Source organism: [Pseudopropionibacterium] massiliense, from assembly GCF_900607225.1.
GTDB lineage: Bacteria > Actinomycetota > Actinomycetes > Propionibacteriales > Propionibacteriaceae > Arachnia > Arachnia massiliensis.
This window is the reverse complement of the sequence record NZ_LR027842.1, coordinates 3,083,931-3,098,291: the sequence shown is the minus strand read 5'-3', so window position 1 is coordinate 3,098,291 and position 14,361 is coordinate 3,083,931. Positions and strand designations below refer to the sequence as shown.

The following is a 14,361-nucleotide window of genomic DNA, read 5'->3' as shown; positions in this document are numbered from 1 at the left end:
GGGAGGCGTAGGTGGTGTGGGTGGGGATGTCGGTGTTGCGGAAATCGTGCATGGTGCCGGTTTCGGAGGCTTCGAAGTCTGCTGCGACTTCCCGGACCTGGGTGGCCAGTCTTTCCACCGTGTTTCCGGAAGACGAGATCGCTAATCTGGCTATTTCCTCGACCAGAAGAAGGGGTGGTGTGATCAAGGGGCCGATCATCATTCCCAGACAGCCATCGGTGATACTCGCTTGTCCAGCTGCGTCGAGGGCTTGTCCTACCGCGTCACTGACCTGCCCCAAATGGTCGGCATGCGAACGTAAACCCTCAGGAGAAACCCGAAACCCATCCACCACAATCCTCCCGACACAACACCAAACCGGCCAACAACATCCTCCACACTGGAAAAGCCCGGATCGGGAAGGAGCCGCTCAGTGCGAAGCATGCAGAACTGTATCCTACAGGGGTTGAGGTCGGTTCGAACTTCTGTCCACGAGGATCCCGGAGATGTGGGGAACCTACCGGCGTGGTTTCCTGCGCGGTGCATCCTGTGAACGCAGGCGAGAAGCAGCCAGGGCCGCGAGAGTCCCCAGACAGCCGATTCCGGCGATGATCCCCAGGACCATCGTGCGCATCGGTCTCTGATCCTTCTGGGGGGAGGGAGGGGTCATGGTGGGCACATCCTGCGTCGCTGATTCTGAGAAACGCGGGTTCGGAGGACCGGGCACGGCGCCGTCATTGGTGAAGGTCAGGGCAGCATACGGAGCGACCAGGCCCCAGCCGATCTTGTCATCACGCAGGGAGCGTGTGGGACGCAGAGCGGTGGCCAGGATCCGATACTTCCAGTCCGCCGGGGTCTCGTCCGGGTGGGCGGCCGCCACCAGCGCCGCCACCGCACCCACATACCCGGTGGCGTACGAGGTGGACGGCTTGTCCCCGGAGAACACACAGTCCCCGGCACCCAGGAAGGTCGTGAGCACGTTCATGCCCGGAGCGGCCACGTCGACGTGTGGGCCGTGGATCACGGTATCCGACGGGGCGCCGGTGGTGTCGACTGCCGTCACCGACAACACATCGGAGTAGGCCGCCGGGTATTGCGGCACGTTGTGTTGTTTCGCAGGGGATTTGGGGTCCACGTTGCCAGCCGATGCGACCACGAGGGCGCCTTTGCTGGTGGCGTACTCCGTGGCGCTCTTCAGCGACGGATTGTCGGCGGAGGAGGACAGGGCGACGACGATCACCTTCGCGCCGTTGTCGGCGGCCCACTGGATTCCTGCGGCGGTGTGGGTGGGTTCCGGTCCACGGGTATTCTGGGCCTCCTGCGGGTCGTCCGTCTTCACGAGCACCCGAACCGGCAGGATCTGCGACTCCGGTGCCACACCGATCAGCCCGGAACCCTCGACCTCCCGGGCACTGATCTGCCCCGCAAGTGCGGTTCCATGCATGCCCACGTCAGTGCTTCCGTCCCCGCCGTCCATCATGTCGTAGCCCGGCAGGAGCACGTTCTTGTCCTTGAAGTGGACGTTGTCGCCAGCCACGCCGGAGTCGACCACCGCCACGGTCACCCCGTTGCCGCGTGAAATCTTCCACGCCTCCTCGATTCCGAGCTGATCGATCGCTGGTGGCCGCTGGGGCACCAAGGTTGGTTTCTCGACCGTGCATTGGCCGGGCGCGGGCGTGGGGCTGTTCTCCTCGACGACCTTCGCCGGCCTGTCACCAGCCGCCCCCGGCAACAGGGCGTCGTGGTTTGCCTGTGCGGGCACCGTCGACATCGCCACCGTTACCAGGCCACAGACCCCGCTCGTCAGGGCCCGGACCGCCGTGCCCCGCCCTCGCCGAGCACGCGAGTACCGTTTCGTCATTGTTCCTTCACCGTGTCCCAGACCTTCCCGGGGTTCAGCGCCTCCCCCTCGGGAATCAGCGCCGCCCACGGGGCGGGGACTTCATAGGCGGTGCTCTCGTCGTACTCCAGACGCTTCAGGGTGTCATCCGCAGGGGAGCCGATGCCGTGAAGGGTTCCCAGGTCGGATACCAGGGAGACCACTCCGAGGCTGCCGCCGGACGTGGTGCGGATCAGCGCACCCGACCCGCCCCGGACCGAGGTGGGTGTTGGTGGGTTCAACGAGTCGCCGGAGCTCCCGCCACTGCCTTCCTGGGTTTTCGGGAGAGCCTCGGCGAGGTCCTGGCTGGTCATCGAGTGGAGCACGGACGTCGACGAGTTGTCCGGTTTCTTCGCGAGCTGGGCGCACGGCAGGGAGCCTGCCGGCATGGTGTCATCGATGCTCTTCGGCCAGTCGGCCGGGGAGATACCTGCCGCGTCGATACTGACGATGTCGATCTTCGAGATGTCATCGAGTGTGGCGCTCAGCGGAGTTCCCGTCCGGTAGAGCTTGTCCGTGAGGTTCGTCAGCTGCGTGGCCTTCTTGTCGCCAATGACGACGTACCGTCTGGTGGAGTCGCCGCTCTTGACCTCGATGACGCTTCCGATGACCGCCGAGCTGAGCGAAGTGGGCATCCCTGTGACGGGCCGGCCGGCACCCTCGAGCTCCAGGAACGTCAGGTCCGAGCCCGGTTCGAAGAGGGAGAGCCACTGCGAATTGACCGTGACCGGGGCGACGGAGTCCAGGCCCAGGGCGTACAGCGGGTTGGGGGTCTGCCCGCTGGGGATCTTGTGTCTGAGGCCGTTGGTGATCAGGAACACTTCACCGTCCTGGGACTTGACCAGGGCGCTGCCCCGGGCTGTTCGAGCAGCTGGAAGCTGGGCCACCCAGGTGTGTGGTTTCCCGGAGATGTCGCACGAGAACCACTGGTCCGAGTGGAGCTGATCGGCCTTGGGCACGTCGTCCGGGACACCGGTGATGCCGACCTGGGAGCCGCGACTGATGCCGTCGATGGTGGAGGCGGGCACCTCGCTGGTCTTGTACTTGCCGGCCTCCGACATCAGACGGGCCGAGGTGATGTTGGTGACCGGGCGCAGAACGCCGCGGATCGTGTAGTACCTGGCCCCGGTGCCCTTGACGACGATGAGGGTGGAATCCTGCCAGTCCTGGGGAAGGGTGGGGGCGAAGCGGCTCATGACGATGCCGACCCCCAGCATGATGGCGACGACGACGCTGCCCACGATCAAAGGGACGAAGGGAGATTTGGACTCCAGCTCACGCCCGCCCGGTATCCCGGATGTGAACGCCGTGATCAGGCGACGGCGGTTGTACCGCTGGGCCTCCAGGATCTCCTTGTTCGATGGCATCAGAGAACTCCCCAGACCAGAGCGGTCAGCGGCAGGATCGCCAACAGCGCCAGGATCCCTGCCGCATCCGCCAGCCGGGTCAGCCAGGGACGCAGCTTCTGCGACACCACGTTGGTCGCCAGCAGCAGGACCGCGGCCAGGATGATCGCGCCGAGGGTCCAGGGCAGGGCCGAGGGAACGACCCTCGTGGTGGAGACGGCGGCGAAAACTGTCAGGAACATGCCCGTGAGCACACCGATGAGCACCTCCACCGGTGAACGCAGCGACCGGGTGGAGAGCATCAGAGCCACACCGACGCAGGCCAGCAGGGCGACGGCGGTGGGCGAGGTGGTGAGCATCGGCGACAGGACCAGCATGGCCGCGGAGCAGCCGGCTTTCAGGGAGATGACCAGCACGCGGGCGCCGCCGACGTGGGAGTACACCTGCGCCGGATCGATCTTCTCGTCCTCCCCGTCCGTGTTGATGGTGACGGGCAACCGTGCCAGGGCGACCCAGGGGGCGCTGAGCGTGACCACGACCAGAAGAGCCATGACCAGGCTGGCCGCGCGCTCGGGGCGCAGGTTCATGGAGTACACCAGGAGACCGGCGAGGCAGAAGGAGACGCCTGCCGCCATGGGGGCCGTCATGGAGATGCTCAGGTCCGAGGGAAGCACGAGAAGGGCTGCTGCGCCGACAAGCAGACCCGCCCCGGCCGTTGCCAGGGGAAGCGTGGACCAGTCCCCGGGGGTGATCGCGAAGGCGGCGCAGGCGATCAGGATGGGCGTGGTGTGCCCCAGGGAGAGCGCCCCGGGACGATTCGGCATCCGCGCCACGACCGCGGTGGCCAGGGTGGTCAGGAGGGCTCCGCTGACGCCGACCGCCGCCGTCAGGACCGGTTCACGGGTTCCGGTGACCAGGAGCAGGGCCGCGAGCAGTACCAGAGCGGCCGAGGCGTGTGCCGAGAGCTGGACCGAATTGGTTTTCTTCCAGGGGGTCGAGTTGTCGGCCACCGCGGTTCCGACGGCCTCGATGAGGTCGTCGTATCGTTGGTCCTGGGCGTTGGTGCCCATTGGTTCGATCGTGAGGACGGCGCCGGGACGCACCTCCTGATCGGGCAGCGTCCTCGACTGGTTCAGGGCGTGGCCGTCGGACGTGCGAACCGTGAAACCCTTCGTGGCGGTCCCGGGATCCAGCGGTCCCAGAGCCTTGACCATGGCGGGGACCAGCTCGGCGAGTGCGACATTGGGTGGGATCGACATGTCGACGGTGCTGCCGTCCATGGCCAGTGAAACTGGCATGAGGGCTCCGGCGCTGGAGCTTCCGGTTGAAGGCATCGGGTTCCTCTGTCTGTCGTGTGGGCACTGGAGCTGGGGTTGGTCGTGTGGGCACTGGAACGAGGTCCGCGGTCAAGGTTACTTCCTCCGGGGGCGACGCCGTGTCCCACAGGACCGCCCGGGGTACCTGACCCGGATGTGCAGTACAGTTTTGCTGTCATCGACGGCTGCGGCAGAACTTGCTCGGTCGCACCGCTACCCATCTCACTGGAGGATGTACATGTCAACTAACTCGTATAGCGCAGGTGCAGGCGCAATTCTTGCTGGCGCCGACGCCAGTGCGACGGCTCGTAACGAAGTGCAGTCAAGCATCAGCGCAGTCGATTCGTCCGCGCAGGCCGTGCGTGGTGGCTGGGAGAGCCCCGCATCCAGGGCGATGCTTGAGACAGTCGCTCGCTGGCGGGAATCCGCTGAGGCGGTCAACAACGAGCTGAACAACTTTGAGGCCAATCTGCGCTCCACGCAGACCGACTACAACGCGGCTGAGGATGAGCATCAGTCGACCTTCCAGGGCATCGCGTCCCGCATGGGCTGATTGATCTTTCCGGAGCAGAGGAGACAACACAATGAGCGAAGACATCAAGGTATCTTTTTCCGTCATCCAGCAGCTCGCCACTGACGTTCAGAACGAGTCGAACAAGATTCAGAGCTCCTTGGACACCCTCGACAGCGAGGTCAAGAAGCTGTACGGCAGCTGGGACGGCCAGGCGCAGCAGGCCTACCAGAACTCCAAGGCCAAGTGGGACCAGAAGATGGCTGACATGCACAGCATCCTTCAGGAACTGCACGCGAAGGTCGGGGATGCCGGTGTCCAGTACCAGAACACCGAGGCAAGGAACGCCAGCCGTTTCGAGGGCTGACCGCTGAGAGGTGGGGCAGGGGCCAGGGCTCCTGCCCCATTTTCGTGTTTCCGCGCGGTCGCTCGCCACGAGGGCGGGGGCCGCAAGGGGCCAAGGGCGAGGAAACGGCGTCTGGTCCCGCTGGTCATGGCAGCGTCCCTCTCGGGGAATCTCGCATCCTGCAGCCGGGACGGGCGTCGGGGCGTGAACCTGCTCACTCGTTCATGATTTTCATCGTCCGCTCCCCCAGGATGAGGGTCGTGCCGAACGCGATCGGGGTGCGTTTGCCGCTTTCCAGGCGGGTCACCATGTTCTCCGGCGTGCGGATCACGATCCCGTTGGTGGAGAAGGCGTCCTCCACCCAGGGGCCCGTGCTGGTGACCCCGACGCGCATGTGGGTGCGTGAAAGCGAGTGGGTGGGGTCGGGGACGGCGACCAGCCGTTCCCCCGTGGCGGCGTTGCCGGGGTCGCGACCGAGCACCAGGACGGCGTCGATCTTCTCCCGCTGCCCCGAGTCGATCACCAGCCATGCCACGGGCTCGGGCGTGACGGCACTTGCTGGCGAGGCGGCGGAGTGCTGGGGGCCCTTGGCGGAGTGGCGGAGGGTGATGTCGGGGGCCTGGGCGGCGGCGCGGCGTGGACCCGAGGGATGACGGTTCTCGGGCGGGGGCGTGACGTCCCGGGGTCTGGAAGGGGAAGCGGCGATACCGGGGGTTGCCGGTGCCGGGAGACCTTGGTTGGTGTGGCGCGCATCCATGGGGTCGCGGTTGACGGCATCCCCTCGGCCGGACTGCGGGGCCGCGGTGGCGTGTGCGCTTCCCGTGTTGGCGGGGCCACGGCCACCGATCGGCGCCTGAGGCGGACCTGGGTGGGGTTGCGCGGGTTGGGTTCCCTGCCCGGTGGATGCCATACGTGGGGTTTCCGGAGGCACCGCGCTGCTGCGCCAGACAGGCGGCTGGGGAGCACCGGGCCGGCTCTGGAACCCCTGCGACGCCGCCGAGTCGTAACCGGTGTGTCCGGCTGGCATCTGGGGCACCGGCTGGCCCCAGGGTTGTGGCGCGGAGGTGGGGATCTGGGGGGCCTGCTGCCCCCAGGGTGTCTGCGGTGCTGCAGCGGCGTTGTAGCCCTGGCCGGTGGACATGTGAGGAGCTGATTGGGCAGAACTCGGCTGTTCCCAGGACCCCTGTGCGGGGAATGCTGATGGTACGGGGGGTTCCTGCGTCCGGGGGGTTCCCGTCCAGGACCACGGTGTCGTGTTCGGTGGTGCCACGGGGTTCGCGGAGGGTGCGCTCTGCGGGAACGGGGAGGTCGGGTTGGTGAAGGACTGGTTCGCGACGGCGTCGCCCTGCGCGGGCGCGAGGGCCGGTGCGGCGGCGAAATCTCCGGGTGCCGAGAAGGCGCCCTGGGCCTGCGCCCGCTCCTCCGACGCCGCGGGCTTGCGCAGATCCGCCGATGCAGTGCCGGAGACGCGGTCCACCCAGTCCCGGCCGTCGCGACCCAGCAGGATGCTGAGCAGGGGACCCACCACGGTGAGGTGGAGCAGGGTCATCAGCACCGAGCGAATCAATTGACGCTTCAGACCGGGTGCCCGGGAGGTGCCGTCGGCGACGGCCGCGGTGTGGGCGAGCAGGGCCCCGGGCGTGCGACCCGTGCGGGCGCGGAGCAGACTGAACACCACCGCCATCTGGAGCACGACGATACCGATCATGATCGGCGAGGGAAGCAGCAGCCAGACCAGGGCGGCGACGGCTGCGAGACACAACGCGTCCGTCAGGTAGACGCACGCGCACTTCACGCCACTGGCAGGAGCGAGAACCCCGGTGGGGCCCGAGGGCGTCGTGGTCGGGAGACCTGCTGGCCCGGGTGAGGGGAACCCGGTCTGGGGGAGGTGCTGGGCAGGAAGGGTCTGGGTCATGATGCCATCTGTCGGACGAGGTCGAACAGCCCGGCGGCGTAGACGGCTGTCGGTAGGAGGAGAAACACGGAGAACGTCTGCGTGATGTCGGCCATGCGTCCGATCAGCGCGGAGGGACGGGCCCTGGCGAGAGCCGTGGTGGCGATGCTGAGTGTCGCCGCCGTGACGGTCAGGACCAGGGCGGTGATCTGCGGGCCCAGGGCCTGGGATGTGCTGGGCGTGGTCAGGGCGGCGATGGCGATCAGCAGGGCACTGACCCGAGGCAGGATCCGCCCCAGCCGGTCGCGCCGGGCGCGGGGCACCAACGCCATGCTCAGGAAGGCGGTGACCATCATGACGGTGCCGATGATCCCGGCCCACTGGTCGGCGCCCATCGTGCGCGAGGCGGGGAAGGCGGTCAGACCGACGGCGCCGCAGCACACGATGAGCAGCAGCTGATCACGGGCCGTGGCCTCGCTGATCGAGCGACGGACCCTTCCGACGGTGATGGGTGAGGGCGGCGCGACCTGCGGGGCCCGCACGGTCGGGGCGGAGGTGGTCACGGTGGGCAGGTCCAGCAACTGGGTCTCCGGGATGCGGAAAGCGAAGGTCGGGATGGTCGAGACCGCGATCGTGGCCACCGCCATGACCAGGGACGCGACCATGATGACGGGGATGTCCCACATGATGATGAGCGATGTCAGGAGACTGACCATGCCCCACACGGCTGCCAGCGTCGCGCTGAGGGCCGACCTGTCGAGCAACCAGATGCACAGCGCCGCCATCAGCGCCGTCCACGTGGTCGTCGCCACCGCCAACTGTGAGAGGAAAACCGTGGAAGGCGGCAGGGCGGCTGTTCCACAGACGCCGATCAGCGTCGTGGCGGCCAGGAGGCCGGGGGCTGTGCTGCGGAGCCGCCACCATCGCAGCGACCCACCCACCAACACCGCGCAGATCACGGCTGCCGTCACCCTCAGGGCCACCGGTACGGACCACCATCCCAGGGCGGGGCCGATCAGGCATGCCACCTCGATGCCCGTCGTCAGGGCGAGGAACACGACGAGAACCAGGGTGGGGCGCAGCCAAGGGGAGGCGGCGCGGGTGGCGACCTGTTTGGCGACGTTGGCGCTCTCGACGCTGCCGCTCAGGGTCAGGACGGCACCGGACGGCAGATCGGGGCCTATGACCTGTTCCAGTCCCACCGGGGTGCCGTCGGGGTGGGCGAGGTTCATGGCTGTCGGATCGATCTCCAGCATGCGCATCAGAGCGGCCACGGTCGTACCGACCGGGACCGCGACATCGCGCTTGGACGCGCCGTGCAGGACCGTGGTCGACGCGAGAGGCGTGGACATGCGTTCCTCCATGGTGCTGGGCCGATATCTGTATCCGTGCGACTGGGCCAGAAGTGTGACCCATCGTATGACGATAGTATGGGCGTTGGCTTCGACGGTACCTAGACCATACGACGTGACCAGACCACACGGCGCAACCACACGAGACGGGGAGTACTTTGGGAATGGCCCAGACCAAGCAGAGCGAGGCTAAGGCCCCTGATCTCCCCACCGGACAGATTGACATCCAGGCTCCCCCCGATCAGCCCGAGGCCGCGGGCATGGGAAACGTCCTGATGACCGTCATCCCGATGATGGGTTCGATGGGCGTCATGGTGTTCATGGCGATGTCCCAGGGAAACAACACCCGGATGCTGCTCATGGGCGGCGGCATGATCGTCGCCATGCTGTCGATGGTGGGGTTCAACATCTACCGTCAGGTCTCCGGGCACCGGCAGAAGATCGACACCCTGCGCCGCGAGTACCTGACCTATCTGAGCGAGACCCGCACGACCGTGCGGGTCGTGACCCGTAAGCAGCGCGCCTACATCGGCTGGCACCTGCCCTCGCCGGACGCTCTGGTGCTGATAGCCCAGGAGGGCACCCGCCTGTGGGAACGGGAAATGGGCGACATGATGGCCATGCAGGTGCGGCTGGGTACCTCTTCGCAGTCGCTGGCGATGGAACTCATCGAACCGGAGATCGCCCCCCTCGCCAAGCCCGACGTGGTGTGCCACTCCGCGATGCGGCGGTTCATCGACTCGCACTCCATGGTCGACGAGATGCCCTTCGGGGTCATGCTCGGTGACTTCAGTCACGTCGACGTCGCCGGCCCCGTCGACGCGACACGCTCGCAGGTGCGGGCCATGCTCATGCACATGACGACCTTCGCCTCCCCGCAGGCCCTGCGCGTCGCGGTCATGTGCTCCGAGGAGGACAGGAAGCACTGGGAATGGGTCAAGTGGCTTCCCCACGCCCGTTCCACGCAGGTCAGCGATGCCCTGGGGCCGGCCCGCATGGTGGTCACCGGCCCCGGTGAACTGGAGGAGGTGCTCGGCGAGGAGTTCACGGATCGTGGCGCGTTCCGGGCACGTTCGGAGGCGACGACGTGGCCGCATCTCTTCCTGATCCTCGACGGCGTGGACCTGCCGGTCAACAGCACCCTCGGGGGCTTCGGGGGGACCGAGGGCGTGACGGTCGTGCGGACCATGACGTCCTGGGGGCCGATGACCTCCCGCTCGACCCTGCGCATGATCCTGCACCCCGGGAAGGACGGGGACCGCGGGCAGATGGAGCTGTTGCTCCTCGACCAGAAACCCATCATCGCCACCCCGGACGTCATGGGGGAGGCCCAGGCCGAGGCGGTCGCGCGTCGCATGGCACCGTGGGCCGACGAGGAACGCCCCGAGGCGGAGTCCCCGGTGGGCAAGTCCGATCCGAAACGTTCCCAGGACCTGACGGAGCTGCTGGGGTGTGGCGACATTCGTGACTTCGACCCGGACAGGCAGTGGAAGAGACGTGAGGGCCGCGATCGGTTGAAGGTTCCCTTCGGGGTGACCCCCGAGGGCGTGCCGGTCGCCCTCGACATCAAGGAATCGGCGCAGCAGGGCATGGGGCCGCACGGTCTGCTGGTCGGTGCGACCGGTTCCGGCAAGTCCGAGGTGCTGCGAACGCTGGTGCTGGCGATGGCGTTGACGCATTCGCCGGAACAGCTGAACTTCGTCCTGGTCGACTTCAAGGGCGGCGCAACCTTCGCGGGAATGTCGGATCTGCCCCACGTCTCGGCCATGATCTCGAACCTGGAGTCGGAACTGTCCCTGGTGGACCGTATGCAGGACGCCCTGCGCGGTGAGATGGTGCGCAGACAGGAGGTGCTGCGTGATGCGGGAAACTACGCCAACGTCACCGACTACGAGGCGGATCGGATCGCGGGAAAGCACGACTTCCCGCCCATGCCCGCGCTCTTCCTGATCCTCGACGAGTTCTCGGAGCTGCTGAGCGCGAAACCCGAGTTCGTGGATCTGTTCGTCGCGATCGGTCGTCTGGGACGCTCGATGTCGATCCATCTGCTGCTGTCCTCGCAGCGCTTGGAAGCGGGACGTCTGAAGGGCCTGGACTCGCACCTGTCCTACCGGATCGGTCTGCGAACCTTCTCCGCGAGCGAGTCGCGTGACGTCCTGGGGGTTCCCGACGCCTACGAACTGCCGGCCTACCCCGGCGTCGGTTACCTGAAACCCGGTACCGATCAGATGATTCGTTTCCGCGCATCCTACGTGGCGGCCCCGCCGCCCACCCGCAAGGCGGAGGTCGTGGCCCGGGAGGGAGGGAGCGCGGTTCCGGTCAAGATCCTGCCCTTCACGACCGAGCCGGTCGCGAAGGAGGAGGAACCCGCGGAGGAACCCGTCGCCAGCGGTCCCGTCGTGAAACCCGGCGACGAGATGTGGGAGGACATGACCCAGATGGACATCGCCGTTGCCCGGATGAAGGGCAAGGGGATGCCGGCCCATCAGGTGTGGCTGCCGCCGCTGGACGTGTCGGACACGATGGACTCGATGATGCAGGATCTCACGGTGGTCCCGGACGTGGGGTTGATCTCCCCCGCGTGGCGTGCCCGCGGGCCGTTGTGCATCCCGGTCGGAATCGTGGACCTTCCCCTGGAGCAGCGCCGCGACGTCCTGGAGTTCGACTTCTCCGGCGCCAACGGTCATTTCGCCGTGGTCGGTGGACCGTTGACGGGCAAGTCGACGACCCTGAGATCGGTGGTGATGGCACTCAGTCTGGTGCACACCCCACAAGAGGTGCAGTTCTACGTCCTGGATCTGGGCGGCGGTACCTTCACGCCCTTCGAGGGTGCGGCCCACATAGCGGGCGTCGCGACCCGTGACCGCCCGGACGTGATCAACCGGATGATGGCCGAGATCGAGGGCATCATGAACGATCGCGAGAAGTATTTCCGTGCGAATCGCATCGACTCGATGGACACCTACCGCCAGGGTCGGGCCGAGGGACGGTTCGACGACGGCTACGGTGACGTGTTCCTCGTGATCGACGGGTGGGCAGCCATGAAGACCGATATCGAGGGTCTGGACATGCGCGTGATGGCGATGATGGCGCGTGCCCTGTCGTTCGGGGTGCACGTGATGGTGGCCTCCAACCGGTGGGCGGATTTCCGCCAGCAGGTGGCGGATGCTCTCGGGTCGCGGTTGGAGCTGCGGCTCGGCGACGCCAGTGACACGAAGTTCAACCGGAAGGTGGCGGCAGCGGTTCCCCTGGAGCGTCCCGGTCGCGGTCAGGAGGTGGGAACCCACCACGTGCTGGTGGCGCTGCCGCGCGCGGACGGCGATCACGATCCCTCGACCCTCGGCAAGGGCGTGGCGACGACCCTCGAAGCCATCGCGAAGGCCACGAAGCCGGGGCCGAAGCTGCGTCTGCTGCCCGGACGGATCACGGTCAAGGAACTGTTGGACCAGCCGGCCGCCGCTCAGGGGCTCGTGCTGGGGGTGGAGGAGTCCCGCCTCGGCCCGTTCATGTTCCATCCCCGCCAGGAGAGCCACCTGTTCTTGTTCGGCGACGCGAAGGCGGGCAAGACGACATTCCTGCGTTCGATCGCCCAGGAAGTGGTCCGCACGCACAGCCCGAAGGATGCGCAGATCTTCGTGGTGGACTACCGGCGTTCGTTGCTGGATCAGGTGCCGGAGGAATACCTTGCCGCCTACATGACGAACAAGGACGAGGCCGAGGAGAACCTCGGTGGCCTGGCCGAATACCTGAAGACGCGCATGCCGAACGACAAGGTCACGTCGAAGCAGCTGCGTGACCGCTCCTGGTGGACGGGTGCTGAGGCCTGGGTCCTGGTCGACGACTACGACCTGGTGGCGTTGCAGGGACGCAACCCGGTGGCGGTGCTGCAGCCGTTGATGGCGCAGGCCCAGGATGTCGGCCTGCACGTCATGGTGGTTCGTCGTATGGGTGGTGCTTCCCGGGCGGCCTTCGAGCCGGTGCTTCAGGCGATGAGGGATTTGGGGACGACCGGCATTCTCATGTCGGGCAGTCCGGATGAGGGTGCGATCATCGGCAGGATCAAGCCCATGAAGCTGGATGCGGGTCGCGCCCAGGTGATCTCACGTGACGCGGGAAACTTCTTGGCGCAGCTGGTGTGGTCGGAGCCGAACACCTGAGCCGGGAGCAGTGTCCCGCCCACCCTGGGCGGGACACGCCAGGACGTTGGTCAGAGTGCCCCACCGGGACGCCACACACCCACCCGGGGGGTGCCGCCGTCCTCGGGCCGTTCGGGTTCATCGGTGATGCCGTAGACCTCCTGGAGTCGGGAGATGGAAGGGTCGTCCTCGCCGAGGTTTTCCTGGGCCAGGGCGACGACTGCGCGTCCCGCTTCTTGCCGGGCCTTCTGGTAGGCCTCCAGGATCGCTTTCCGGGCCCATGCCAGGTCCTGCCCGAGGTCGAGGTCGATCAGGGTGCCGGCTGAGTCGACGGTCACCTCGATGCCGTCCACGCTGCTTCTGCCGCGCACCTTCTCCGTGCCCTGCCGGAAAGCCGTGGCTGCGGCGGCTCGTCGGTGTACGGCCTCGATGTCCACGTCCAGTTGTGCCAGGCGTTGGTCGAATGGGTCCATCGTGATGGTCTCCTTCCGGGATGGAATCAGTTTGGTCCTGCGGCGCACCCTGCCGACCGGAGTGTTTGTCCGTCTGGTGTGGACCTTCTGGTGCCGCCAAGGCTTCAACCGGGATCGTCTGAGTCTACTGGCCAGCAGCGATGCGGCGGAGAACATTGTGGAGGCGTCCTCCGTCTTCTCGCAGGAAGCTGGTTGGAGTGCTATAGGTTTTGTGGATAGTAGTGAGAGTTCGGATTATGGGTTAGGCTGCCGCCTTGTCTAATTCTCGCTGCGGTAGCCATCCTCGATCCAGAGATGTGGAATCCATGAGGCTTATTCGCAGGCTGCCTCTCTGCCAGTGAAATCCTTGGTCGGATCGTATTTGAAGGTGGCCTTGGATATGCCTCCATCCGTAATATATACCCGGGAGGGTGAACCGTTTTCATGGGTGATGTGTTACTGTCGCGGGCGTGGATCAGGTGTTGGAAGTCCTGCCCATGGTGGCGATAGGGCCCCGTACCCCTAGGTTATTGGTGTGGTGAAGCGTTTGCAATATGCGGTGTTGATGGGGCAGGGCTGTCCTGTGGCGTTGTTGATCGCGGTGGCGACGGCTTGGGTGAGTCGGGTAAGGCCTTCCGTGGTGGTGGATGAGGTCCACTGGCCGTCGTCGGTGGGAAAGAGTTGTTCGACGATTTCAATGGTATGCCCGGCGATTTCTACGAAACGTCCGGTGAAGAGGACGGTGCCGGGAAGCAGCGCTACTTCTTGGACTTGAGGTACTGCTGAGAGCGGGGTTACGTCTCTTCCGGTATGGAGGATGACGGCTGCGATGCCAGGGCTGGTCAGGCCGATGGTGGCCACGGTCAGGTCGCGGCTGGTGGCTGTGATGTTCTGAGTGACCAGAACGCTTGGGGCTGTTGTACGAGGGGTAGTGATGCCGCGGAAAGTGACACCACCAACAGGAGGTAGGTGACGTATGCCTTCGATGGCGTTGGCCAGACGTTCCTCGGGTGTGGGCTCATGAGTGTGGGAGGGCGGGGTCTGGTTTGTCATGCATGACTCCTGAGAGGTTAGCTGATAACCCTGTGGGGTATTCTACCTGTTGTGCCCCTTGGGTAAAGAGGGCTATGAGGGCTATTCACAGACGGTG

At 66.1% G+C, this 14,361-nt stretch carries 11 protein-coding genes; 3 read left to right on the top strand and 8 right to left on the bottom strand.

From position 1 onward, the window contains the following. From E0E39_RS15900 to eccD, 4 genes are all read right to left on the bottom strand, one after another. Positions 1 to 331, bottom strand: a 331-nt coding sequence (locus E0E39_RS15900; protein WP_165444814.1) for a type VII secretion target, incomplete at its 3' end; no start/stop codon positions are given. Positions 332 to 496: 165 nt separating this feature from the next. After that, a complete protein-coding gene (locus E0E39_RS13865) occupies positions 497 to 1,840 on the bottom strand; it encodes a S8 family serine peptidase (RefSeq protein ID WP_130875278.1) in 1,344 nt (447 codons plus the stop codon). Continuing rightward, positions 1,837 to 3,225, bottom strand: coding sequence for a type VII secretion protein EccB (eccB, locus tag E0E39_RS13860; RefSeq protein WP_130875277.1), 1,389 nt, complete (start codon positions 3,223 to 3,225; stop codon positions 1,837 to 1,839). The genes E0E39_RS13865 and eccB overlap by 4 nt, the downstream gene beginning before the upstream one ends. After that, entirely contained in the window at positions 3,225 to 4,502 is a 1,278-nt protein-coding gene (gene eccD / locus E0E39_RS13855) for a type VII secretion integral membrane protein EccD (RefSeq protein WP_165444813.1), read from the bottom strand. Before eccD ends, eccB begins: the two co-directional genes overlap by 1 nt. Positions 4,503 to 4,758: 256 nt before the next feature. On the opposite strand from eccD, the gene E0E39_RS15895 reads away from it, so the two are divergent. Further along, positions 4,759 to 5,073 carry a WXG100 family type VII secretion target gene (locus E0E39_RS15895; RefSeq protein WP_165444812.1) on the top strand — a complete coding sequence of 105 codons (315 nt, stop codon included), beginning with the start codon at positions 4,759 to 4,761 and terminating at the stop codon, positions 5,071 to 5,073. A 31-nt stretch (positions 5,074 to 5,104) separates the two neighbouring features. Continuing rightward, positions 5,105 to 5,398, top strand: coding sequence for a WXG100 family type VII secretion target (locus E0E39_RS13845; protein WP_130875274.1), 294 nt, complete (start codon positions 5,105 to 5,107; stop codon positions 5,396 to 5,398). Between the two features lie 193 nt (positions 5,399 to 5,591). Here the strand turns inward: E0E39_RS13845 and E0E39_RS13840 are convergent, their stop codons facing one another. Both E0E39_RS13840 and E0E39_RS13835 read right to left on the bottom strand, forming a co-directional pair. Then, a complete protein-coding gene (locus tag E0E39_RS13840; RefSeq protein WP_130875273.1) occupies positions 5,592 to 7,292 on the bottom strand; it encodes a hypothetical protein in 1,701 nt (566 codons plus the stop codon). Next, positions 7,289 to 8,623: a ubiquitin family protein gene (locus E0E39_RS13835; RefSeq protein WP_130875272.1), complete on the bottom strand. Its 1,335-nt coding sequence runs from the start codon at positions 8,621 to 8,623 to the stop codon at positions 7,289 to 7,291. Before E0E39_RS13835 ends, E0E39_RS13840 begins: the two co-directional genes overlap by 4 nt. A gap of 164 nt (positions 8,624 to 8,787) precedes the next feature. Between E0E39_RS13835 and eccCa the strand changes: the two genes are divergently transcribed. Beyond that, positions 8,788 to 12,780, top strand: a complete 3,993-nt coding sequence (eccCa, locus tag E0E39_RS13830; RefSeq protein ID WP_130875271.1) for a type VII secretion protein EccCa — start codon at positions 8,788 to 8,790, stop codon at positions 12,778 to 12,780. Positions 12,781 to 12,830: 50 nt separating this feature from the next. Here eccCa and E0E39_RS13825 read toward each other — a convergent pair whose 3' ends face one another. Beyond that, positions 12,831 to 13,232, bottom strand: a complete 402-nt coding sequence (locus tag E0E39_RS13825) for a hypothetical protein (RefSeq protein WP_130875270.1) — start codon at positions 13,230 to 13,232, stop codon at positions 12,831 to 12,833. Positions 13,233 to 13,733: 501 nt separating this feature from the next. Then, complete coding sequence (locus tag E0E39_RS13820) at positions 13,734 to 14,264, bottom strand: hypothetical protein (protein ID WP_130875269.1); 531 nt, start codon at positions 14,262 to 14,264, stop codon at positions 13,734 to 13,736. Positions 14,265 to 14,361 lie beyond the last annotated feature (97 nt).